The following is a 24,182-nucleotide window of genomic DNA, read 5'->3' on the forward strand; positions in this document are numbered from 1 at the left end:
CGCACGGCACCGACAGCGATCGGGACGCTACGGACACCACACCCGGACCACGACGGAACGACAGTCGCGCAGTCGACCGCGCAGACCGTGCAGAAAGGCAGGCCCGCCATGACCAGGGTGCTGGTAGTCGACGACGAGCCGCAGATCGTCCGCGCTCTCGTGATCAACCTGAAGGCGCGCAAGTACGAGGTGGACGCGGCACCGGACGGCGCGACCGCCCTGGAACTGGCCGCCGCGCGCCATCCGGACGTGGTCGTGCTCGACCTGGGCCTGCCCGACATGGACGGCGTCGAGGTGATCCGCGGCCTGCGCGGATGGACGCGCGTACCGATCCTGGTGCTCTCCGCCCGGCAGACCTCCGACGAGAAGGTGGAGGCGCTCGACGCGGGGGCCGACGACTATGTGACCAAGCCCTTCGGCATGGACGAGCTGCTGGCGCGGCTGCGCGCCGCGGTGCGCCGGGCGGAGCCGGTGGGCGGCGGGGACGACGACGTGGTGATCGTGGAGACCGAGGGGTTCACGGTCGATCTGGCGGCCAAGAAGGTCCACCGCGACGGACGGGACGTACGGCTGACCCCGACCGAGTGGCACCTGCTGGAGGTCCTGGTGCGCAACACCGGTCGGCTGGTCAGCCAGAAGCAGCTGTTGCAGGAGGTGTGGGGGCCCTCGTACGGGACGGAGACCAACTACCTGCGCGTCTACATGGCACAGCTACGGCGCAAACTGGAAGCCGATCCCTCGCACCCCCGCCACTTCGTCACCGAGCCGGGCATGGGGTACCGCTTCGAGCGGTTCTGACCGGCATCGGGACAGGGCTCGGGACGGCCCTGGGATCGGGTGCGGGCTCCCCTTCCCCGTCGAGCGGGCCGGAGCACCCGCACGGCGGGGTCGGGGTCCCGGGAAGGTGTCGGCAGTGGCCGGTACGCTTGCTCCATGAGTGCAACACCCCGCTCGGAGAGTGGTTCAGCGAAGGACGGCAGAGCCGCGAGGCCGGCCGGCCGCTTTCGCCGCATGCTCGACCGGCTTTCCAGCTCACAGCAGGACCTGGAGTCCGAGGAGCTGCAGGAGGACGCCCAGGCGTCGGGGTGCGTTCGCATAGCCGAGTGCGGTGACCGACAGATCGTCCGGGTCACTGGTACGTTGCGCACGGTCACCTTCAGGCCACGTGCCGGGGTGCCCGCCCTGGAGGCGGAGCTCTTCGACGGAAGTGCCCCGCTGGACGTGGTCTGGCTCGGTCGCCGCGCGATCGTGGGCATCGAGCCCGGGCGCAGACTCATAGCGTCCGGCAGGATCTCCATGAGCCACGGCCGCCGTGTGCTGTTCAACCCCAAATACGAACTCCGACCACTCGGACAGGAGTAGCCGGTGACGTCTCTCGACAAGCCGACCACCACGAACGACCCGCAGCAGGACGACGACTCCAAGGCAGTCACGGAGGCGGCGCTCTCCGAGGCGTTCGGTGGCGTTCGGGGCATGGTGGAGACCGTTCTGCCCGGACTGTTGTTCGTCACGATCTACACGGTCAACAGGGACCTCCATGTCTCGGCCATCGCGGCCCTGACGGTCTCCCTGCTGCTGGTGGGGGTCCGGCTGCTACGCAAGGACACCGTGAAGCACGCGTTCAGCGGTGTCTTCGGGGTGGCCTTCGGCGTTGTCTTCGCGATGATGACGGGCAATGCCAAGGACTTCTACCTGCCCGGAATGCTGTACACGCTGGGCACCGCGCTCGCCTACATCATCACCACCTTGTGCGGCGTGCCGCTGGTGGGGCTGATCCTGGGGCCCATCTTCAAGGAGAACCTCTCCTGGCGGACGCGCAACCCGGGGCGCAAGAAGGCGTACGCCAAGGCGAGTTGGGCCTGGGGGCTGATCTTCCTCGCGAAGTGCGCCATCCTCTTCCCGCTCTACTGGTGGGCGGACACCACCCAGTTGGGCTGGGTCCTGGTGGCGCTCAAGATTCCACCACTGCTGCTGGCCGTCTATCTGACCTGGCTGTTCCTGGCGAAGGCTCCGCCGCCGATCGACGTCTTCGCCGAGATGGAGGAGCAGGAGCGGGCGGAGAAGGAGCGCAAGGCGGCGGCTGCTCAGCGGCCCGAACTGTAGTTGGGCGCGAGGTGCCCGGTCCCCTGGGGATCGGGCACCTCGCCGTGTCCGGCACCGTCGGCGGCCCCGACTCCCGTCCGCGCGTCTCGTTCCGCGCGTCTCGTTCCGTGCGTCTCGCGCCTCGCACGAGTGGCCGGGTCCATGCTCTGAGCAGCCGATTCCGTCCGGTTGATCTACTCTCTCCCGATCACGATCTCATCAATTCCCCTGCAACATTCGCCACATCAGCAGCACCTTCTGAAAGCATCCGAAAGCAGAAAAGGCTTTCAGGGGGCATACACCTTTACCGGGTGGGGACTGGCGCAGCAGGGGGAATGTCGTGGCGGGGTTTCTGTTCCTGCGCGCCCGGGGGCATCGACTGCTCCTGTCGGCAGCGCTCCTCGCCATTCTGCTCACGACCTCCGTGCTCGCCGCGCTGGCCGCCTTCGCCGGATCCGTCTCGGACGCAGGGTTGCGGCACGCCCTGCGGACCAGGGACGCATCGGCCGCAGCCCTGGTGATCACCACGGAGAACGCCGACGTCGACCGGGTAGCGGCGGCACGGGACGCCGAGCGCGGCGCCCGACTCGCCTTCGACGGCCTCCCCGTGGCCTTGCAGACGTTCGAGCGTTCGGGACCGTACGCGCTGCCCCGGGCGCTCCAGTCGCCCGCCGCGCGCAAGGGCGAACCGGACCTCACCCTCTTCGCTGCCGTCGACCGCTCGCACGTCCGGCTGTCGGCGGGTGCGTGGCCCGCGCCGCAGCAGTCGGACAAGGTGATTCCGGTCGCGCTGCCCGACGTCGCGGCCAAGCAGCTGAAACTCGCTCCGGGGCCGCGCATCCTCACGGTCACGGACCGGATGGGCGGACCGCCCGTACGGATCAAGGTCACGGGCACCTATCGGCCGCTGGACCGCAGCGCCTCCTACTGGCAGCTCGACGAGTTGGACGGACGGGGGGTCAAGAAGGACGTCTTCACCACGTACGGTCCGCTGCTCGTGGACCCCGGCGGCTTCGGTGCGGGCGGCGTCCGCCCCGGCGGGGTGGCCTGGATCGCCACGGCCGACTTCGACGGACTGGGCGCGGAGCGGATCGACGAGCTGCGCACCGCGGCCGGAAAGAGTCAGCAACTGCTGTCCGCCCAGCCCGCGCTGACCACGGGCGTCGTCGCCCGTACCTCACTGCCGAGCGTGCTCGACCAGTTGGAACGGGCGCTTCTGGTGTCCCGCGCGACCCTGCTGCTGGTCTCCCTGCAACTGGTCCTGCTCGCCGGCTACACCCTGCTGCTCGTCGCTCGGCTGCTGGGCCAGGAGCGGGACGGCGAGACCCGGGTGCTGGTGGCCCGCGGCGCCTCCCGCCGCAGACTCGCCGCCCTCGCCGCCCTGGAAGCACTGCTGTTGGCGCTGCCGGCCGCGATCTGCGCTCCGCTGCTGGCCGGTCCGGTGACCCGACTGCTAGCGGGGCACGGGCTGTTGGCCAGGATCGGGCTCGGGGACGAACTGGCCACCACCGGGCCGACACCTCAGCTGTGGCTCGTCGGCGCCGCGGTCGCACTGGCCTGCGCGGCAGCCGTGACGATCCCGGCCCTCACCGCCGCCCGAGCCGCCCGCGGCAGGGCCAGGACGCTGCCCGGACCCCTGCGGGCCGGTGCCGACATCGCACTGCTGGCGGTCGCGGCGGTCGCCTACTGGCAGTTGGACCGCCGCACCCTGGGCAGCGGCGCACTCAGCGGCGACCGCGAGGGCCGGCTCGGCATCGATCCGCTGCTCGTGGTGGCCCCCGCGCTGGCACTGCTCGCCGGGACGGTGCTGACCCTGCGTCTGCTGCCGCCGGCCGCACGGCTCGCCGAGCGCCGTGCCGCACGCGGGAAGGGGTTGACCACCTCCCTCGCCGGCTGGCAGTTCAGCCGTCGCCCCCTGCGCGGAGCGGGCCCCGTCCTGCTGCTGGTGTTGTCGGTCGCCATGGGAATGCTGGCGATCGGCCAGGGCGCGTCGTGGGACCGTTCGCAGGACGATCAGGCGGACTTCCGCACGGGCGCCCCGATTCGGGTGCTCAGCGGTGGCAGCGCGCCCCCGCTGGGCCAGGGCGGACAGTACGACGAACTGCCCGGCTCCCCCGCGGTGGCGCCCGGGACCCGTACGGAGGTCAGTCTCTCCGGCGGAAGGCGGGCCACGGTGGTGGCGCTCGACACCGTCGCCGCGACCGACGGCATCCAGATCCGCAGCGATCTGGCCGAGGGGTCCGTGTGGCGGCTGTTGGAGATGCTCAAGCCGCAGGAGGACGTCCGGCCGGGCGTGGTGCTGCCCGAGGACATCGTGCGGTTGGAGTTCGACCTCACGCTGCACAGGCCGACGACGGGCGACCCCGGGGAGGAGCCGGGCGAGCCCGCCCTCACCTTCACCTTCGAGGACCGCTACGGGGTCTCGTACCGGTTGCCGCTGACCGCACCACCGGCCGACGGCAAGGCGCACCGCGTCTCCCTCGACCTCGCCAAGGCCGCAGGTGCTCCCGCGGGCAGGCCGGCCGCACCCCTGGCGCTGACCGACATCGAGGTCTTCGAACCGGAGGCGATGACCCGGATCGTCTCCAAGCGGTTGACGTTCGGTGCGCTCCGCGCGGTCGCGTCGGACGGCGTCTCGCGTCTGGTCCCGCTGCCCTCGGGGCCCGTGTGGTCGGTCCGCGCGATCCCCAGCGTCGAGGTCGACCCGGCGAGCAAGGCGGAGGCCGCACCGGCCGTCACCTCGGTCCGCTCGACGTCCCGTCAGCCTCTCGACATCCGCTACCACACGGGGAAGATCGCGGCCTTCGATCCCTGGGGCGCGGATATGACGGCCACCTTGCGGATCACCGTCAAACGGGAGGCCCCGGAGACGGTTCCCGCCCTGGTGACCGAGAGCTTCCTCCGCGCCAGCGGTGCCGAGATCGGCGCGACCGTCGAACTGCCGCTGGCCGGGGGCCAGACGAAGGTGCGGCTCATGGGCGTGCTGGGCGCCGTCCCGACGACCGGGCAGGACACGGTTGCCGCGGGCGCGGACGGTTCGGGGGCCGCTGCGTCGTCCGCCAAGGCCGACGGGGGCGCGATGTTGATCAACCTGCGGGCCGTCAACCGGGCGTTGTCCAACCGCCCCGACGCCGTGCTGCCGCCGTCGGAGTGGTGGCTGTTCCCCCGGCCGGGCCAGGTGGCCCAGGTGGCCTCGCACATACGCGAACGCGCCGATCTGGAACCGAGTCAGATCCAGGTGCGGGACGAGGTGGCCGCGGCCCTGCACGACGATCCGCTCGGTGCGGGACCCCAGTCCGCTCTCCTGGCCGCGACCCTCGCCGCAGCCGCGCTGGCCGCGGTCGGCTTCGCGGTGTCGGCGGCGGGGGCGCTACGGGAGCGTTCCCGGGAGTTCGCGGTCCTGCGCGCGCTGGGTGCACCGCGGCGCCAACTGGCCAGGCTGCTGGCCCTGGAGCAGTCGCTTCTGCTCGGCATCGCGCTGGTGATCGGGACCGCGCTGGGAGCCGCGCTGACCCGTGCGGTGGTTCCGCTGATCGTCCTGACCGGACAGGCCACCCAGCCGATTCCGCCGGTGATCGTGGAGCTTCCGGCTGGCCGGGTGTGGTTGCTCCTGGCCGCCGTGGCCGCGGCGCCCGTCGCCATCGTGGTGGCGCTGGCGATGCGGCGCGGTGAGTCGACCGTGGTGCTGCGCACGCAGGGAGGCGAGTGACGGTGTCGGGCACGAGCAGGGCCACGGGAGCTCCCGCGGGCGGAGACGGGGCCGCGTCGGCCGGTCGACGGGACGGGAGTTGCCCGTTCGGTGCCGGGCCGAGGGCCCGGGGCCGGCGGCATCCCACGGGGAAGCCGCGTACACGGCACGCGCCTCGGGGGGCGGCTGACGCTCCTCGTCCGTCATACCGCCCGTTCGGGGCGTCCATCGGTTCATCCGCCCGAGGAGGCATGGAGTGAGGGCCGTCGCCCCCTGGGTCCGAACCCGATTGCGCACCTCACCGGGTGCGGCCGTCGCCCTGTTGGTGCTCGTCCTGGTCACCTCGTTCCTCGCCGCTGCGTTTCCGCGTGCGGTGGACGCGTACGAGAGTGAGGGGTTGCGCCGGGAGATCGGCGCGGCGTCACCGGACCGCAGCGTCATCCAGTTCACCGAGGGACCGGCCGAGGAGTTCGCGACCGACCCGGAGAACCCCGACGACCCCGAGGCCGGCGCGCGCCACCGGCTGGGCCCGGAACGGATGGCGAAGGCGTACCGCACGATCCTGGCCTCCCTGCCGGCGCCGCTGCGCGCCGATGTCGACCAGTCGGCCCACGGGGTGCGGAGCGTGGAGCCGGAGCGGGCCAGCGACCCCTGGCTGCCGGAACTGGACGGCGGCCGTCCGGTCTTTGCGTTCCATGCACGGGCGGGGCTCGCCGATCACTCGACACTTCTCAAGGGGCGACTCCCCCGGGCCTCGAACGGCTCGGGCACGGTGGAGGGTGCGGTCACCGCGGCCACCGCCGAGACCCTGCGGATCAAGGTCGGCTCCACCGTGCACACGGGTCCGCTCGCGGTCCGGGTGACCGGCATCGTCACGCCCCGCGAGCCCCAACGGGGCTACTGGTCCACCGAACCGGTGCTGCGCACCCCGACCCTCCTCTACTCCGGACAGCCCGTACCGGTGCCCTACTGGTACGGCGCACTCCTGCTCGACCCGGGTTCGGCCGAAGCGCTGCTGGCCCTGCCGAACGCGCCCGAGCCGTACTGGCGGATCGCACCCGACGCCTCGGGGCTCGACATCGGCGACCTGCCGAAGTTGCGCGCGTCCGTCGCCAGCGCCGAGGGCGGCCCCCTGCGCACCGCACTGCGCGAGTCCGTCTCGTCCGAGTTGGACGCGGCGACGACCATGGACGATCTCCTCCTGGGGTTCGACGGCATCCGGGCCGCCATCGGTCCGGTGGTCGCGGTCGCGGCGTTCGGTGCCGGTAGCGTCGCCGTCGTCGTCCTGCTGATGGCCGGTGGACTCGCCGTCACCCGGCGGCGGGCGGAACTCTCCCTCGTACGGGCGCGTGGCGGTTCGCTGCCCGGAGTCTTCGCCAGACTGCTGCGGGAGACCACGGTGGTGGCGGTGCCCGCGGCAGCGGCCGGCTGCGCCCTGGCACTGGTCGCACTCCCGCAGGGGGAGTTGCTGCCGGCGCTCCTGGCCTCGGGTCTGGTCGCCCTCGTCGCCTGCACCGCACTGCCCGCCCGGGCCGTCTTCGCCCACCGCACGGCGCGGCTGCACGGCGGCCGTGACGACGTGACCCACCGCAGGCCCTCGCGTCGCCGTGTGGTGGCCGAGGCGACCGTACTGGCGCTGGCGGTGGGTGCGGTGATCGCGCTGCGCCGCCGGGGCACCGCGCCCGGCACGGCGGACCAACTGGTCAGCGCCGCCCCGGTGCTGGTGGCGATGGTGGCAGCGCTGGTCCTCGTACGGCTCTATCCGCTTCCGCTGCGGCTGCTGACGGTGCCCATGGCCCGTCGGCGAGGAGCGGTCGGCTTCCTCTCCCTGGCCCGCGCCGGTCGGTCCCCGGCGACCACGGTCCTCCCGCTGCTGGCCCTGCTGGTGGCGTTGACGACGGCCGCCTTCGGGGGTTCGGTGCTCGCCGGTGTGGACGGGGCACGCGATCGGGCCGCCCTGGTCTCGGTCGGCGCCGACGCCCGGATCGCGGCACTGGACGGCCTACCGGACTCGCTGGCCCAGCAGATCCGGAAGGTCCCCGGCGTGCAGGAGGTGGTCCCGGTCGTCCTGGAGGCCGAGTTGGACCTCCGGGACACCGGGACGCGCAATGTGACGATGGTGGCCGTCGAGCCGGATGCCTACGCCAGGCTGGCACGGGCCACGAAGTTGGGCGGGTTCCGTGCGGACCAGCTGCGCGGAGGAACGGACGCGGTGCCCGCCCTGGTGACGCCTGCGGTCGCCGAACGCCTCGGGGACACCGACGCCCTGATCGGTCCGGCCGGGGGCATGTTCACGGTCCGGGCCGCCGGGGTGCTGGAGGCGACGCCCGCCGTGCCGGTGGGCGACTTCGTCCTGGTCGACGCCTCACGGGTGCCGAACAGGACCACGACGGCACTGCTGGTGAGGGGCCCGGACACCGCTCCGTCCGATCTCCGGGCCGCGGTACGGGCGGCGGGCGGCGACCCGGTCGTCACCCTGCGGTCCGAGGAGCGGGCGGGCTTCACCGAGTCGCCGGTGCAGAGCGGCGCCGAACGGATCTACACCGTGGCCGCCGCCACCGGAGCGGGATACGCCGTACTCGCCCTGCTGCTGTCGCTGCTCCAGGCCGCGCCCGAACGGACCGCCCTGCTCGCCCGGTTGCGGACTATGGGGCTCAGCCGCGCACAGAGCCGACGCCTGCTGGTCTGGGAGAGCCTGCCGCAGACCCTCCTGGCTGCGTCCGGCGGGGCGTTGGTGGGCTGGGGCGCCATTCAGCTGCTGGCCCCCGGTATCGATCTGGGGCGCCTCGCGCTGGCCTCGCGGGGCGGGTTCGCCACGCTGGATGCGGTGCGGTTGGACCCCGACCCGCTGAGCCTGCTGCTGCCCGCGTTCGCCGTGGTGGTGATCGCGGCCGGTGTCTGCACGGTGCAGGCGTGGGTGGCGACGCGGCGTACGACGACGACCGAACTCAGGGTGGGAGACACACGATGACCGATCCCTCTTCCGCTACCGCCGCGCTCCGGGAACTGGAGCGCCGGGCGACCGCCCGGCGCGAAAGCCCCGGGTTCGGCCATGACGCGCTGATCGCCTGCGACCGCTTGGTACGCGTCTTCGCCACCGACGGGGTCGAAGTGCAGGCCCTCCAGGGCCTTGACCTGCTGGTGCGCGAGGGCGAGCTGATGGCCCTGGTCGGTGCGTCGGGAAGCGGCAAGTCGACCCTGATGAACATCCTCGCGGGTCTCGACGAGCCGACGGCGGGCGCGGCGAAGGTCGCCGGCAGCGATCTGCTCGGGATGAGCGCCAAGGAACGGTTGCGCTACCGCCGCGAAGTGGTGGGTTTCGTCTGGCAGCAGACGGCCCGCAATCTGCTGCCGTATCTGACGGCGGTGCAGAACGTCACCCTGCCCATGCAGTTGCGAGGTCGTACGAAGAAGAAGGCCGAGCGCGCCGAGGCACTGCTGGCGCTGCTCGACGTCGCCGACTGCCGGGACCGGCGCCCCCAGCAGATGTCGGGTGGGCAGCAACAGCGGGTGGCGATCGCCGTGGCACTCGCGAACGAGCCGTCGGTGCTGCTGGCAGACGAGCCCACGGGCGAGCTGGACTCCCAGACGGCGGAGCAGATCTTCGCCGCGTTCCGCACGGCCAACGAGGAGTTGGGGACGACGATCGTGATCGTCACCCATGACCAGGCCGTCGCCAGCGAGGTCAAGCGGACGGTCGCCATCCGTGACGGGCGGACCTCCACCGAGATCCTCCGGCACACGGAGGTGGACGGGGCGACCGGCGAGGAGTCGGTCGTGGCCAGGGAGTACGCCATGTTGGACCGGGCCGGCCGGCTCCAACTCCCGGCGGACTACACGCAGACGCTGGGGATGCGCGACCGGGTGCTGTTGGAGCTGGAGCCGGACCACATCCAGATCTGGCCGGACGGCCCCCGGGAGAAGTGAATCGCGCGGGCCTCCGGTTGGTCCGGAGTCCCGCGCGATCGCTTGTCCTGCGTGGAGGGTCGCCCGTTGGATGTCCTCGTCGCTGTGGGCGTATGTCGCTCACCCCTCGTGGACGCTCCGAACGCCCTCCCTACGGAAGGCGCCCCGTCGCCGTCTACATCTCGCGACGGACCTGAAGCAGGTCCTCCAACTGCTCCTCGCGCGCTTGGGCCGCCACGAACAGGAGTTCGTCGCCCGCTTCCAGGGTCTCTTCCGGGCTCGGGGTGAGCACGCGCGAGCCGCGGATGATCGTGACCAGCGAGGTGTCCTCGGGCCAGTCCACATCGCCGACCTGGACCCCAGCCACCGCAGACTCGGGCGGCAGGGTCAGCTCCACCAGGTTGGCGTCACCATGGCTGAAGCGCAGCAACCGTACGAGATCGCCTACGCTCACGGCCTCCTCCACCAGTGCGGACATCAGCCGAGGCGTCGACACGGCGACGTCCACGCCCCAGGACTCGTTGAACAGCCACTCGTTCTTGGGGTTGTTCACCCGGGCGACCACGCGTGGAACGGCGTACTCCGTCTTCGCCAGCAGTGAGACGACCAGATTGACCTTGTCGTCACCGGTGGCCGCGATCACCACGTTGCACCGCTGGAGTGCGGCTTCGTCGAGCGAGGTGATCTCGCACGCGTCGGCGAGCAGCCACTCGGCCTGCGGCACCCGCTCCACCGAGATCGCCGTCGGCGCCTTGTCGACGAGCAGCACCTCGTGCCCGTTCTCCAGCAACTCCCCCGCGATGGACCGTCCCACCGCACCCGCGCCCGCGATAGCGACCCGCATCAGTGTTCGCCCTCCTCGGGGCCTTCGGCGAAGGCCGCCTCGACCTTCTCGATCTCGTCCGTGCGCATCATCACGTGGACGAGGTCGCCTTCCTGGATCACCGTCTGCGAGGTCGGCAGGACCGCCTCCCCCAGCCGGGTGAGAAAGGCCACCCGCACACCCGTCTCGTCCTGGAGCCGGCTCACCTTCTCGCCGATCCAGGAGGGTGCGGTGTGGACCTCGGCGAGTTGCACCCCGCCGCTGGGGTCACGCCACAGGGGCTCGGCGCCGGACGGCAGCAGCCGGCGCAGCATCTGGTCGGCGGTCCAGCGGACCGTGGCGACGGTGGGAATGCCGAGACGCTGGTAGACCTCGGCGCGGCGCGGGTCGTAGATGCGGGCGGCGACATGGTCGATGCCGAACATCTCCCGCGCCACCCGGGCGGCGATGATGTTCGAGTTGTCGCCACTGCTGACGGCGGCGAATGCTCCCGCGTCCTCGATGCCCGCCTCGCGCAGGGTGTCCTGGTCGAACCCGACTCCGGTGACGCGCCGGCCACCGAATCCGGAGCCGAGGCGGCGGAAGGCCGTGGGGTCCCGGTCGATGACGGCGACCGTGTGCCCCTGCTTCTCCAGGGTTTGGGCAAGAGCGGCTCCCACCCGCCCGCATCCCATGATGACGATGTGCACGACCGTCCTTCCGGCTGCCACCTCAGTGGCGTTCTTTGCTCAGTATTTAACGGTTGAAGCAGTGCTGTGGCTTAAAGGGTCTCAGACCTTGGCTCAAGCTACACACGCACCGTAAGCCCTGGGGCACCAGGTATCCGGGGGGAAGGATGCATTCCATGGGGGGACTGGGGTGGTGGGTGGGCCTGGCCCATATCGAACGCTTACGATCCTCTCCGTGTCCAAACTGACCGACCTGCCCAAGCGGATTCTGATTGGCAGGGCGCTGCGGAGCGACCGCCTCGGGGAAACGCTCCTTCCCAAGCGCATCGCGCTCCCGGTCTTCGCCTCCGACCCGCTGTCTTCGGTGGCCTATGCACCCGGTGAGGTCCTGCTGGTCCTCTCCATCGCGGGTTTCTCCGCCTACCACTTCAGCCCCTGGATCGCCCTCGCGGTCGTGGTGCTGATGTTCACGGTGGTCGCTTCCTACCGACAGAACGTGCACGCCTACCCCAGCGGCGGCGGCGACTACGAGGTGGCCACGACGAACCTCGGGCGGAGGGCGGGACTGACGGTGGCGAGCGCGCTGCTCGTCGACTACGTCCTCACGGTGGCCGTGTCCATCTCGTCCGGCGTGGAGAACCTCGGCTCCGCGATCCCGTTCGTGGTGGAGAACAAGGTGCTGTGCGCCGTGATCGTCATCGGACTGCTGACGGTGATGAACCTGCGCGGCGTCCGCGAGTCCGGGAAGCTGTTCGCGATTCCGACGTACGTCTTCGTCACCGGCGTGTTCATCATGATCACGTGGGGGGCGTACAAGGGTCTGGTCCTCAACGACACCATGAGCGCTCCCACGGCCGAACTGGAGATCAAGGCCGAGGAAGAGGGGTTGGCCGGATTCGCCCTGGTCTTCCTGCTGCTGCGCGCCTTCTCCTCCGGTTGTGCGGCACTGACCGGCGTGGAGGCGATCAGCAACGGTGTCCCCGCCTTCCGGAAGCCGAAGTCGCGCAACGCGGCGACCACGCTCGCCCTGATGGGAGCGCTGGCGGTCACCATGTTCTGCGGGATCATCGGCCTGGCGATGGCCACGGACGTGAAGATGGCCGAGAACCCGGCCGTGGACCTGCTGCGCAACGGGGTGCCGGTCGGCGAAGGCTTCGTCCAGGACCCGGTGATCTCCCAGGTTGCGGCGGCGGTGTTCGGTGACGGGACCTTCTTCTTCGTCCTGCTGGCCGCGGCGACCGCGCTCGTCCTGTTCCTCGCCGCGAACACGGCGTACAACGGCTTCCCGCTGCTCGGCTCGATACTGGCGCAGGACCGCTACCTCCCCCGGCAACTGCACACCCGCGGCGATCGGCTCGCCTTCTCCAACGGCATCGTGATGCTCGCGGGCGCCGCCGCGATGCTCGTCGTGGTCTACGGCGCGGACTCCACCCGACTGATCCAGCTGTACATCGTCGGCGTCTTCGTGTCCTTCACGCTCAGCCAGATCGGCATGGTCCGGCACTGGAACCGCCATCTGCGCACCGAACGCAACCAGGCCAAACGCCGCCACATGCTCCGCTCCCGGGCCATCAACACCTTCGGCGCCTTCTTCACCGGCCTGGTCCTGATCGTCGTCCTCGCGACCAAGTTCACCCACGGCGCCTGGGTGGCGCTCCTCGGCATGGTGATCTTCTACGCGGTGATGAGCGCGGTCCGGCGCCACTACGACCGGGTGTCGGCGGAGCTCGCGGCGTCCGACGAGCCGAGCGACGACAGCGTACGACCGTCGCGGGTGCACGCCATCGTCCTCGTGTCGAAGGTGCACAAGCCCACCCTGCGGGCCCTCGCCTACGCCAAGCTGATGCGCGTCGACAAGCTGGAGGCCGTCAGCATCAACGTGGACCCGTCGGAGACCCGGGCCCTGCGCGCGGAGTGGGAGCGCCGCGGCATCAACGTACCGTTGAAGATCCTCGACTCGCCCTACCGGGAGATCACCCGCCCGGTGATCGAGTACGTGAAGGGCCTGCGCAAGGAGAGCCCGCGCGACGTGGTCAGCGTGGTCATCCCGGAGTACGTGGTCGGCCACTGGTACGAACACCTCCTGCACAACCAGAGCGCACTGCGGCTCAAGGGGCGGCTCCTGTTCACGCCCGGGGTGATGGTGACCTCGGTGCCGTTCCAGCTGGTGTCGTCGGAGGCGGCCCGCAAGCGGGCGCGCAAGCGCCAGGACTGGAGCGCGCCGGGCGCGGTCCGCCGGGGCCTCGTGGACGAGCGCCCGAAGCCACCCGCACCCGCGCCCCACCGAGGAGACGAGTGACGGCCGAAGGCCACCGCACACCGGCGTAGACTGGTGGGCTGCCCCTGCCCTTCGCAGGGCTACCGCCCGCCTCCTACCGGCCGGGCCGCCCCGCACCACGCACCACATCGAACTCTGGAGTCACCCCACCATGCAGAACGCATCCGATTCTTCGCTGGTCGGGGACGAGTACGAGGTCGAGATCGGCCCCGTGGCCCACGGCGGCCACTGCATCGCCCGCACCGAGGACGGCCGGGTGCTGTTCGTCCGGCACACGCTGCCGGGCGAGCGGGTGATCGCCAAGGTCACCGAGGGCGACGAGGACTCGCGCTTCCTGCGGGCCGACGCGGTCCGGATCATCGAAGCCGCCAAGGACCGGGTCGAGGCGCCCTGCCCCTTCTCGGGGCCCGGCAAGTGCGGCGGCTGCGACTGGCAACACGCCAAGCCGGGTGCCCAGCGGCGATTCAAGGGCGAGGTGATCGCCGAGCAGCTGCTGCGGCTCGCGGGCCTGACCCCCGAGGAGGCCGGCTGGGACGGCACCGTCGCCCCCGCCCCCGGTGACAAGCTCCCCGCCGGAGAGGTCCCCGCCTGGCGCACCCGGGTGCAGTACGCGGTCGACGCCGAAGGCCGTGCCGGCCTGCGCCGCCACCGCTCCCACGATGTCGAGCCGATCGACCACTGCGCGATCGCGGCCCCCGGAGTGACGGAACTGGGCATCGAGAAGCGCAGCTGGCCGCAGATGGAATCGGTCGAGGCGATCGCAGCGACCGGCTCCCACGACCGCCAGGTCATCCTCACCCCGGCGCCCGGCGGCCGTCTTCCCCTGGTGGAACTGGACAAGCCGGTGTCGGTGATGCGGGTCGACGAGCGCGACGGCGGAGTCCACCGGGTACACGGCCGCGCCTTCGTCCGCGAGCGCGCCGACGGTCGCACCTACCGTGTGGGCGCCGGCGGCTTCTGGCAGGTGCACCCGCAGGCCGCCGATGTCCTGGTGAAGGCCGTGATGCAGGGCCTGATGCCGCGCAAGGGTGAAACGGCCCTGGACCTGTACTGCGGCGTCGGCCTGTTCGCCGGCGCGATCGCGGAACGCCTCGGCGAACGCGGCGCGGTGCTGGGCATCGAGTCCTCGAAGCGCGCGGTCGAAGACGCCCGCCACAACCTCCGCGACCTGGACCGCGTCCGCATCGAACAGGGCAAGGTCGACCAGGTCCTCCCCCGCACGGGCATCACCGAAGCCGACCTGATCGTCCTCGACCCACCCCGCGCGGGCGCCGGCAAGCAGACGGTCCGCAGCCTGGCAGCCCTGGGCGCCCGCCGCATCGCGTACGTGGCCTGCGACCCGGCGGCACTGGCGCGGGACCTGAAGTACTTCAGCGAGGCGGGGTACAGGGCGCGGACGCTGAGGGCGTTCGACCTCTTCCCGATGACGCACCACGTGGAGTGCGTGGCGATCCTGGAGCCGGTGAAGAAGGACGCCTGAGCTGGGGTTTTGTGGGTGCGCTTTATGTGCGGTGTGGGCGTTACGGGCGATATCTTGACGCCGATCTGACGCTCGTTGATCTTGGTCTGGCACCGCGCTGACCAGAGGATTTCCATTACTGAGCGTTGGCACTGATGCTCGGATGCATCGTCTGCGGGTGCCCCTTCTGCGATGGGCGGACAGCAAAACGGCCCCTTCTTCCCGTCCTGGACGGGAAGAAGGGGCCGGTCACGTTCTGCGCTCTACGCGGCGAGGGTGAGCGGGGTCTCGAGCCGCTCCCAGGCTCCGAGGACGGTCTTGTGAGTGTCGGGCTGGAGGTGGGCGTAGCGCTGGGTGGTCTGGAAGCTTTCGTGGCCGAGGAGGTGCTGGACCTCGTAGAGGGAGACGCCTCGTTGGACGAGCCAGGAGGCGCAGGTGTGGCGCATGGAGCGGGGCGGGTGGTGCGGTACGAGGTGCTGGTCTCCGTCGGTGTCGAAGCAGTGGGCGTTCCAACTGCGGGCCACCAGGCCTGGCGTCGCCAGTTGCCGTCGTGTGTAGATGCCGAGCGGGCACATGGTGCGCCAGGCGGGCGGGAGTTCGTCCAGGATGCTCTGGGCCTGGTCGACGTCCACGGTGGCGTCGGGGTCCTGGCCGTACGTGCCCTCGGCCTCCTCGTAACCGACGTGCCCGATCAGGACGATGCTGCTGCCGCGCTCGGCGTACCGGCGTGCCTCCGCGCTGGACCTTCGTCACCAGCGGACACGTCGCGTCCACCACTCTCAGGTTCCTGCGCTGCGCCTGCGGGGAGACACGTGGGCGGAGGACCAGGGCCCCTGTGGGAACCTCGTCCAGTTCCTCCACGAGCACCGTCCGCTCACCAGACCGGCGCTGCTCCAAGAGAGCTTCGACGACATCGATCGCGCGCTCCACCCCGGCACAGCACGATCGTGGGGAAGCCAGCAGAACCGTCCGGGGCCCATGAGGTGTCGTGCCGCTTGACCACGGATTCGATAGCTGGGTTCTCGTGATGCGCGAGGGGTTCCGGCGGCTTGGGCAGGCGGTGGGCCATGCCCGTCAGGTCCGGCATGGTCTTCTTGGTCATGTCTTGCCCCTTCGCAGGAGAGATGGAAGGCAGGAACGGCTCCCTGGGTCGGGTGGTCTCCGCATGGATGGTCGGCGCGACTCCGTGCGCGGAGAAAGCGATCTGTACCCCCTGGGGTACCTGGTCCTTGTTCTCCACGAAGACCGTGCCGTTTGTCCTCCAGGGACCGGACGTTGTGGACGACCTCGTGGCCTACACAGACGGGGGCCGTTGTACTTCCCCAGCGCCCGCTCCACCGTGCCTACCGCACGCTCGATACCTGCTTACCGGCCGCGTGGAGGGGCGAGCAGAACCCGCTTGCGCTGTCTGGGGGTGGTGATCATGTGGTCCTCCGCACGGCGGTGTCCGCGAAGTCGCGCAGCAAGCGGGTAGACGTCGGTTCCAGTGGTGCGGCGCGTAGCTGGCTGAGGGCCTGTTCGTACCGTTCGGTGATCATGGTTTCGACCCGTTGGGCGGCGCCGGTGGCGGTGATGATGTTGCGGGCGGTGGCGGCCTGGTCGTGGGTGAGGTCGCGGTGGCCGAGGAGGGGGCGGAGCCGGTCGGCCTGGGCGCGGGTGGCGTGGCGCAGGGTGAGGGCGATGAGGACGGTGGCTTTGCCTTCGCGCAGGTCGTCGAGTGCGGGTTTGCCGGTGTGGGTGGGGTCGCCGAAGACGCCGAGGAGGTCGTCGCGGAGCTGGAAGGCTTCGCCCAGGGGGATGGCGAACGCGGACAGTGAGTCGAGCAGGCTCTGTTCGGCGCCGGCGAGGGCTGCGCCGATGTGCAGGGGGCGTTCGATGGTGTATTTGGCGGTCTTGTAGCGGCAGATCGCCAGTGCCCGGCTGACGTCGACGCCGGGGGTGCCGGTGGCGGTGACATCGAGGTACTGGCCGTAAACGACCTCGCTGCGCATGGCGTCGATAAGTGGTAGGACATCTGATAGTTGCCGTTCACTCAGATCAGCGGTGTGCAGGAGTTCGTCGGACCAGAACAGTGCGAGGTCGCCGACGAGAACGGCGGCACTGATGCCCAGGTGATCGGCCGCTGAGCCAGTGCGGCCGTGGGTGTGTTGTGCGGCAAGGATTCGGTGGACGGTGGGCTTACCGCGGCGAGTTTCGGATCGGTCCATGAGGTCGTCGTGGATGAGGCAGAAAGCGTGGAACATCTCCAGCGCCGCTGCGGTCTGGACGACGGGCCGGGGGCGTTCCTGTCCTCCGGCGGCGGACCAGCCGGTGAGACAGAGCAAGGGCCGGAGCCTTTTGCCGCCGGCGGCCAGGAAGCCTCGCAGGGCGGCGCTTGCCTCGACGGGCATGCTCTGCGCCGCTGCGGCACGGGTCTTCGCGGTGAGGAAGTCATCGAGCAGACGGTTGACTTCAGCGCGGACGAGATCTGCATGGAGGGCCTGAGAATCGGCCGGGGTGGTGGCGGTCATGAGGTGTTCCCGGCTGTCGTGGTCATAGACGGGCCGTGGTCGCCGAGTCCCTGGTCGGGCGCGGCGGTGAGGCGGAGGGCTTCGTCGAGAAGTGCTTCCACGATCTTGTGTTCGGGGACGGTCCGGATGACCTCACCCTGCCGGAAGATTTGGCCTTTGCCGTTGCCGCAGGAGACGCCGAGGTCGGCTTCGCGTGCTTCGCCGGGGCCGTTGACGACGCATCCCATAACGGCGATCCGCAGGGGGTGGGGAAAGCCGTCGAAGGCGGCCTCCACCTTCAGGGCGAGGGTGTGGATGTCGACCTGGAGGCGTCCGCAGCCGGGGCAGGAGACGATCTCCAGCTTGCGAGGGCGCAGGCCGAGGGAGGAGAGGATGTGGCAGCCCGCTTTGACCTGTTCAGCCGGGGGTGCGGACAGGGAGACGCGGATGGTGTCGCCGATGCCCTCGGAGAGGAGGACACCGAGGGCGACGGCGGATTTGATGGACCCCTGGAAGGCGGGTCCGGCTTCAGTGACGCCGAGGTGGAGGGGGTAGTCGCAGGCTCCGGCGAGGAGCCGGTTGGCCGCGATCATGGTGAGCGGGTCGTGGTGCTTGACCGCGATCTTCAGGTCGGTGAAGCCGTGTTCCTCGAAGAGGGAGCACTCCCACAGCGCAGACTCCACGAGGGCTTGGGGTGTGGCTCTGCCGTGCTTGGCCAGGAGCCGGGGGTCCAGAGAGCCGGCGTTGACCCCGATCCGGATGGGCACCCCCGCCGCCGAGGCGGCCTTCGCGATCTCGCTCACCCGGTCGTCGAACTTACGGATGTTGCCGGGATTGACCCGTACGGCGGCGCAGCCGGCGTCAATGGCCGCGAAGACGTAGCGGGGCTGGAAGTGGATGTCGGCGATCACCGGCAGCTTGGAGCGGGCGACGATACGAGGGAGGGCGTCGGCGTCGTCCTGAGAGGGGACGGCGACCCGGACGATGTCGCAGCCCGCTGCGGTGACTTCGGCGATCTGCTGGAGAGTGGCGTCGACGTCGGCGGTGAGCGTGGTGGTCATGGTCTGTACGGAGACCGGTGCGCCGCCGCCGACGACCACGCTCCCCACCTGGATGGGGCGGGTACGGCGGCGCACCGGAGTCGTCGGGACCGTGGGCAGACCCAGGTCAGTGGTGGTCATCACGCCCCCTGGACGTCGACGCGAGGGTGGTGGCCGACCATGCGGACGGTGGTCGGCGGTCGGGGTGGGCGGCGAGAACTGCCGCGACGATGCCGGGTCCGTCGAGACCGGCCTCGGCGAGCAGCGCGGCGCGGGGGCCCTGCGGGATGAAAGCGGTGGGAAGTCCGAGGGTGATCATGGGGGTGGGGACGGCCAGGTCCTGGCACGCCTGCGCCAAGGCAGTGCCCATTCCACCGGTGCGGAGCGCGTCCTCGATGGTCACCACAAGGCGGTGGCGGGCGGCGTGTGCGGGCAGGGCTGCGTTCACGGGCAGGATCCAACGGGGGTCGGCGACGGTGACCCCCAGGCCGTGGTCCTCCAGGAGGACGGCTGCCTCCAGCGCCGCTGAGGCCAGCGGGCCCGCCGGGATGAGCAGCACATCGAGTGGGCCGGAGCGGGTGCGATGCAGGATGTCCAGGCCGTCCATGCGGGCCAGTGACGGGATCGGAGGACCGGCGGTGGCCTTCGGTAGCCGCAGCACCGTCGGCCCGTCGTTCATGGCGACCGCCTCGCGGAGCTGCTCGGCCAACTGCACGGTGTCACGCGGTGCGGCGATGCGCAGGCCCGGCACCGCGGACAGCATGCTCAGATCCCACACCCCATGGTGGGAGGGCCCGTCCGGGCCGGTGATCCCGGCCCGGTCCAGAACGAACGTCACGGGCAGCCGGTGCAGCGCCACATCCATCAGGACCTGGTCCAACGCCCGGTTCAGGAACGTCGCGTAGATCGCCACCACTGGATGGAATCCACCCATCGCCAGACCGGCCGCGGAGGTCACCGCGTGCTGCTCGGCTATCCCCACGTCGAAGACCCGGTCCGGGAACTTCTCCTGCATGGGGTGCAGCCCGGTCGGCCGCAGCATCGACGCGGTGATAGCAACCAGGTCGTCGCGTTCGGCGGCCAGCGTCGCCAGCTCGCCCCCGAACACACTCGTCCACGACTGCCCGGCGGGCATAGTGGACCGACCGGTGGCCGGGTCCACCACACCCACCGCGTGCAGACAATCCGCCTCGTCCCGATCCGCCGGTTCGTAGCCCTTGCCCTTGACCGTCACCGTGTGCACCACCACCGGACGGCCCAGGGTCCTGGCCCGGCGCAGTGTGTCCTCGACCGCTGCCGTGTCGTGGCCGTCGACGGGCCCCAGGTAGGCGAACCCCAGTTCGATGAAGAGATTCCGGCGCCCCTTACCGCCGTCCCGCCGGAGGTCGCCCAAGTGGGCGGCGAGGGCACCGGTGGTGTGTGCGTAGGAACGGCCGTTGTCATTGAGGATCACAACAACCGGCCGCTCGGACGCGCCGAGGTTGTCCAGCCCCTCCCACGCCAGACCACCGGTGAGAGCGCCGTCGCCGATGACCGCCACCGCCACCCGGTCTGCCTCGCCGGCCAGCTCGCGGGCCTTGGCCAGCCCGTCGGCGTAGGAGAGGGCCGTGGAGGCGTGGGAGTTCTCCACCAGATCGTGGACCGATTCGGTGCGGGACGGATACCCGGAGAGGCCGCCCTGCTGCCGCAGTCCGTCGAAGTCTCGGAAGCGGCCGGTCAACAGCTTGTGCACATATGCCTGATGGCCGATGTCGAAGATGATCGTGTCCCTGGGCGAGTCGAACACCCGGTGCAGGGCGATGGTCAGTTCCACCACTCCCAGATTCGGCCCCAGATGACCGCCGGTCGCGCATACCTTCTCCACCAGGAACGCCCTTATCTCCGCGGCCAGCTCGCCCAGGTGTTCCCCGGGTATGGCCCGCAGGGCCGCCGGGGTGTCGGCCTTCGCCAGCAGCGGGAAACGGGTTGTGTACGTGCTGCTGTTGCTCATCGGTTCTTCCTCACTGCGGCGGGAGGCGCGAAGTAGGTGTCCTCGGTTGTGGTGATCTGTTCCCGCACGGTGAGTGGGCCCAGCCCGGCCAGTGCCGAGAGGGTGTCCTGAACCAGTGCGGGCGGAGCGGATGCCCCGGCGCTGAGCCCGACCGTGGCCACGTCGAGCAGCCAGTCCGGTCGGATGCGGGAGCAGTCCTCGATCAGGTGGGCCGGGGTGCCCGCCTTGCGGGCAATTTCCACGAGCCGCACCGAGTTGGAGGAGTTTTCCGAGCCCAGGACCAGCACGAGGTCCGCCTGTGCGGTGACGGCCTGCAGGGCGTGTTGGCGGTTGGTGGTGGCGTAGCAAATGTCCTCGGAGCCTGGGCCGCTCGCTTGGGGGAAACGTTTCTTGAGTGCGGCGATCGTCTCGCGCGTCTCGTCAACGGCGAGCGTGGTCTGTGTCAGGTACGTGATCTTCGACGGGTCCGGCAGGTCCAAGTCGACGATGTCCCGCGCACTGTCGACGACCACGGTGGCGTCGGGGGCCTCACCGTAGGTGCCCTCGACCTCCTCGTGGCCTGCGTGCCCGATGAGCACGATGCTGTTACCCCGCTCGGCGAAACGGCGCGCCTCCGCGTGGACCTTGGTCACCAACGGGCACGTCGCATCGACCACCTGAAGACTCCTGCGGGCCGCCTCCGCACGGACCTGCGGGGAGACACCGTGGGCGGAGAACACCACCAGAGACCCTGGGGGAACCTCGTCCAGCTCCTCCACGAACACCGCACCGCGCTCCGTCAGATCGGCGATGACGTGGGTGTTGTGGACGATCTGTTTCCGCACGAACACCCGCCGGTCACCGGATCCATGCCGCTGTTCGAGAAGAGCCTCGACGACATCGATCGCGCGCTCCACCCCGGCGCAGAACGATCGCGGGGACGCCAGCAGTACTGCCCTGGGCCTCATGACCTGTGCCCATGAGTCCACCGCCGCCTCCGCCACCGGCCGTAGGCCCGTCTCGGCATCCGCCACCACCACGGCCACACCGCCGGAGCCATCAGTGACCAGTGCATCTACGGCCCGGTGAGCGCTTGCGGCGGTGTGTGCGACGGCGGCCCGGAGATCACTGCCCGGTCCTTGCTCCAGCAGCTGGACCGTACCCGTGACCACTTGGTGCCCCGCCGCGCTGAGCGCCCCCTCGACCATCGGCGCGGCAGAACAGGACAGGACTCGTCCGTCGGGCCGTCTCAGGATGTCTGCAACCAGCATCCAACCGGCAGGCAGTGCTGTTGCCGGGGCGGCGGCGGGGTACCAGGACACAGAAGACCTCGACATGTCTGTTCACTCGCATTCAGCACGGGAGATCGGCACCGGCAGTTCTCCACTGCCGAGGAGGACCGCGCGCCAAGGGGCCGCAACCCACGGTGGTGCGCCGGGATTGGGTGACCGATCCAGGCGGGTACCTCCCTTGCAGTACATCCGCCGAAGTCCAGACTGTGTAGGGGCCTTGGGGTGCGAATGTGCTGCGCGTGCTGCGTCTATGCGCCCTTGTGAAAGACGCTGTGTCCGGATCATCTTTGGCTAGGGCTGAGAACGGGGAAGTGATGTCCTCTCAGCAACCGAACGCCCGGCTTGGGCAACTTCTCCTGGAGGCGGGATGGAACGCGACCTTACTCGCGCACGCCGTTTCCTCGGTCGCCTCCGAGCGCGGCCACGACCTGACCGTGAACCGCTCGACAGCGACGCGCTGGCTCGCCGGAGCGCATCCCCGTCCGCCCGCGCCCACCTACATCCTGGAGGCGCTCTCCCGGCGCCTGGGCAGACCTCTGACCGCCGCCGACGCCGGGCTGACCCGAGCTCCTGCCCGTATACCGGCCTGGTCCTGGAAGGCAGACCCCGTGCACCAGCTGGCCAAGCTCACCCACAGCCAGCTCGACCCCCGCAGGGGGGAGCTACTGGGCGTGGATGTCTATAGCCTCGCCGCGCTGTCGGTCCCCAACTGGGAGGACCTACTCTCACGGACCGTGGCCCGCCGCGCCGGCGTCATGGCCGGACGCCGAGTGGGCCGCGCGGAAGTGGAAGCGCTCCAAAGCATGACCGTCGTCTTCGCGGCCTCCACCGGCAGCTTCGGCGGCGGGCACGCCCGCACCGCGCTCACCACCTACCTCGCCGACGACGTCACCCCCTGGCTCCTCTCAAGCGCCACCGAGCACGTACACCGACAACTCCTCACCCACACTGCCCAGCTCACCATCCTCCTGGGCAACATGTGCGGCGACGACAACGACAACGCCCTGGCCCAGCACTACCACCGCACAGCCGCCCACCTGGCCGCCGAAGCCGAAGACCCCCACACCTACACCATCGCCCTCAGAGCCCTCGCCTCCCACGCACTGGACCTCGGCCACCGACAACCCGCCCTCACCCTGACCGAGCAAGCAGCCGCCACCGCGACCCACTACTCCTCACCCCTGGCCCAGTCCTTCACCCAGTCCCAACTCGCCCTGGCCCACGCACGGGCCAACAACCGCCCCCGCGCCCTCCTCGCCTTACACAACGCGGAAATCCTCCACAGCCACGCGGACCAGAACCTCACCGACCCGTTCGACAGCTACCCGACCGCAGCCCTGCACTACCAACGCGCCCGGACCCTGACCGCACTCAGAGACCACCCGGCAGCCGCCCGCGCCTACACCGCCTCGCTCCGCGCCCGCGCCCCGCAGGCACGCCGCGCCAGGGCTCTCACCACAGCACTCCTGGCCGAATCACAACTACTCCAAGGCAACCTCGAAGAATCCCTCACCACCTGGAAACGCTTCCTCACCGACTACCCGGGCCTGCGATCAACTCGCGCCACCGCCTCCCTCACCACCATGCGCCAGGTGCTGCGCCCCTACAGCACCCACCCCGACGTGGCACTCCTGCGAGAGGAAGCCGCAACCTTGTAAGCCACACCTCACACAGCAGCCGACGCGTCAGCCACACGGCACAACAACGAGCGCGGGCACCGGTCCCACTTCGGTCCGTGCTCGCCAGGGCGCTGCCGGTGCCCATCAGAACGAGTCCCGCCTGGTGAACTGCTCGACCATGCCATCGGACGGCCCTACGGCGGACCGAACACGAAGATCCACCTGGCCCCGAGGGCCGTTGCCGGCCCTGGCGCTTGCGGCTACGCCTGGCCAGAAGGCTCCTGGCGGGGCGGGGCTGTCATGTCGTTCGCCCCTGCTAACGCGTTCCTGCCGGAAAGAAACCGGCCGCTTCGGCCGAACTCCCGACGGCGCACCATACGGGCTATCCGACGCCACCCGCCGGCGCCTGTCGCCGTGATGCCGATCTCGGTACGCGGCGGCCGCGCCCCGTGCGGTGTCGGTGCGGCCGCGCCGTACACCCCGGCGTCCGGCGGCCGGGGCCCGGTTCGGCGCGTTTGACTGCGGACGGCCCGCAGGACGGGCCGGCCGCCCAGGACGGACCACGCATCGTGGACGGGGCGTGGGACATGACCCCGCCGCCACCGCGCCGACGAGCCACCGGAGTTGCCGGGAGAAGCGCTCGCGGCAGCACGGGCGGCCTCGGGTGGTGCCGGACGGCCGGCGCGAGGCCGTCGACCGGTCGCGGGCCGTCGCTGTCCGCGTCCGGCGGCCCGGGGCAGTTGGATTGCGGCACGTCGGAGGCCACTCCGGTCCGCCTCCCGAAGTGGGGCACGCGGGCGGGTGTGGGGTGTTTCGGGGGCATGTCTCGGCTCCCGGCTTACGGTCGACCGGAGGCCCCCACTCGATTT

At 70.4% G+C, this 24,182-nt stretch carries 17 protein-coding genes and 1 pseudogene; 9 read left to right on the plus strand and 9 right to left on the minus strand.

The genetic code is table 11. The annotated features are described in order from the left end of the window. Window positions 1-108 precede the first annotated feature (108 nt). From ABZ348_RS14795 to ABZ348_RS14820, 6 genes are all read left to right on the plus strand, one after another. On the plus strand, window positions 109-798 hold the full coding sequence (locus ABZ348_RS14795) for a response regulator (protein WP_358932923.1): 690 nt from the start codon (window positions 109-111) through the stop codon (window positions 796-798). 135 nt (window positions 799-933) lie between these two features. After that, window positions 934-1,362 (plus strand): OB-fold nucleic acid binding domain-containing protein, encoded by a 429-nt coding sequence (locus ABZ348_RS14800; protein ID WP_358932925.1) that lies wholly within the window; start codon window positions 934-936, stop codon window positions 1,360-1,362. A gap of 3 nt (window positions 1,363-1,365) precedes the next feature. Beyond that, window positions 1,366-2,103, plus strand: coding sequence for a DUF3159 domain-containing protein (locus ABZ348_RS14805; protein ID WP_358932927.1), 738 nt, complete (start codon window positions 1,366-1,368; stop codon window positions 2,101-2,103). Between the two features lie 319 nt (window positions 2,104-2,422). Continuing rightward, the gene (locus ABZ348_RS14810; RefSeq protein WP_358932929.1) at window positions 2,423-5,791 is read left to right on the plus strand and encodes an ABC transporter permease; all 3,369 of its coding nucleotides are present in this window, start codon (window positions 2,423-2,425) and stop codon (window positions 5,789-5,791) included. 235 nt (window positions 5,792-6,026) lie between these two features. Continuing rightward, window positions 6,027-8,741: an FtsX-like permease family protein gene (locus ABZ348_RS14815; protein WP_358932931.1), complete on the plus strand. Its 2,715-nt coding sequence runs from the start codon at window positions 6,027-6,029 to the stop codon at window positions 8,739-8,741. Further along, complete coding sequence (locus ABZ348_RS14820) at window positions 8,738-9,697, plus strand: ABC transporter ATP-binding protein (protein ID WP_358932932.1); 960 nt, start codon at window positions 8,738-8,740, stop codon at window positions 9,695-9,697. The genes ABZ348_RS14815 and ABZ348_RS14820 overlap by 4 nt, the downstream gene beginning before the upstream one ends. A gap of 154 nt (window positions 9,698-9,851) precedes the next feature. Here the strand turns inward: ABZ348_RS14820 and ABZ348_RS14825 are convergent, their stop codons facing one another. Continuing rightward, window positions 9,852-10,520, minus strand: a complete 669-nt coding sequence (locus tag ABZ348_RS14825) for a TrkA family potassium uptake protein (protein ID WP_358932934.1) — start codon at window positions 10,518-10,520, stop codon at window positions 9,852-9,854. Beyond that, entirely contained in the window at window positions 10,520-11,188 is a 669-nt protein-coding gene (locus ABZ348_RS14830) for a TrkA family potassium uptake protein (RefSeq protein ID WP_358880339.1), read from the minus strand. The genes ABZ348_RS14825 and ABZ348_RS14830 overlap by 1 nt, the downstream gene beginning before the upstream one ends. 214 nt (window positions 11,189-11,402) lie before the next feature. On the opposite strand from ABZ348_RS14830, the gene ABZ348_RS14835 reads away from it, so the two are divergent. Next, window positions 11,403-13,466 (plus strand): APC family permease, encoded by a 2,064-nt coding sequence (locus ABZ348_RS14835; RefSeq protein ID WP_358932936.1) that lies wholly within the window; start codon window positions 11,403-11,405, stop codon window positions 13,464-13,466. A 130-nt stretch (window positions 13,467-13,596) separates the two neighbouring features. Beyond that, window positions 13,597-14,925, plus strand: coding sequence for a class I SAM-dependent RNA methyltransferase (locus ABZ348_RS14840; protein WP_358932937.1), 1,329 nt, complete (start codon window positions 13,597-13,599; stop codon window positions 14,923-14,925). A 242-nt stretch (window positions 14,926-15,167) separates the two neighbouring features. Here the strand turns inward: ABZ348_RS14840 and ABZ348_RS14845 are convergent, their stop codons facing one another. From ABZ348_RS14845 to ispH, 7 genes and pseudogenes are all read right to left on the minus strand, one after another. Beyond that, a complete protein-coding gene (locus ABZ348_RS14845) occupies window positions 15,168-15,536 on the minus strand; it encodes a tyrosine-type recombinase/integrase (RefSeq protein ID WP_358932939.1) in 369 nt (122 codons plus the stop codon). Between the two features lie 163 nt (window positions 15,537-15,699). After that, window positions 15,700-15,834, minus strand: a pseudogene (locus tag ABZ348_RS14850) (4-hydroxy-3-methylbut-2-enyl diphosphate reductase); the annotation flags it as partial. Further along, window positions 15,779-16,006 (minus strand): hypothetical protein, encoded by a 228-nt coding sequence (locus tag ABZ348_RS14855; RefSeq protein ID WP_358932941.1) that lies wholly within the window; start codon window positions 16,004-16,006, stop codon window positions 15,779-15,781. The pseudogene ABZ348_RS14850 and the gene ABZ348_RS14855, both read right to left, overlap by 56 nt. A gap of 319 nt (window positions 16,007-16,325) precedes the next feature. Next, complete coding sequence (locus ABZ348_RS14860) at window positions 16,326-17,414, minus strand: polyprenyl synthetase family protein (protein ID WP_358932943.1); 1,089 nt, start codon at window positions 17,412-17,414, stop codon at window positions 16,326-16,328. Then, window positions 17,411-18,574 (minus strand): flavodoxin-dependent (E)-4-hydroxy-3-methylbut-2-enyl-diphosphate synthase, encoded by a 1,164-nt coding sequence (gene ispG, locus ABZ348_RS14865; RefSeq protein WP_358932945.1) that lies wholly within the window; start codon window positions 18,572-18,574, stop codon window positions 17,411-17,413. Before ispG ends, ABZ348_RS14860 begins: the two co-directional genes overlap by 4 nt. Next, window positions 18,561-20,423, minus strand: coding sequence for a 1-deoxy-D-xylulose-5-phosphate synthase (locus tag ABZ348_RS14870; protein ID WP_358932946.1), 1,863 nt, complete (start codon window positions 20,421-20,423; stop codon window positions 18,561-18,563). The genes ispG and ABZ348_RS14870 overlap by 14 nt, the downstream gene beginning before the upstream one ends. Next, window positions 20,420-21,739 (minus strand): 4-hydroxy-3-methylbut-2-enyl diphosphate reductase, encoded by a 1,320-nt coding sequence (gene ispH / locus ABZ348_RS14875; RefSeq protein WP_358932948.1) that lies wholly within the window; start codon window positions 21,737-21,739, stop codon window positions 20,420-20,422. Before ispH ends, ABZ348_RS14870 begins: the two co-directional genes overlap by 4 nt. 389 nt (window positions 21,740-22,128) lie before the next feature. Here ispH and ABZ348_RS14880 point away from each other — a divergent pair, with 389 nt between their 5' ends. Beyond that, entirely contained in the window at window positions 22,129-23,352 is a 1,224-nt protein-coding gene (locus ABZ348_RS14880) for a hypothetical protein (RefSeq protein ID WP_358932950.1), read from the plus strand. Window positions 23,353-24,182: the final 830 nt, after the last annotated feature.

This window comes from Streptomyces sp. NPDC005963 (assembly GCF_040638655.1).
Classification (GTDB): Bacteria; Actinomycetota; Actinomycetes; order Streptomycetales; family Streptomycetaceae; genus Streptomyces.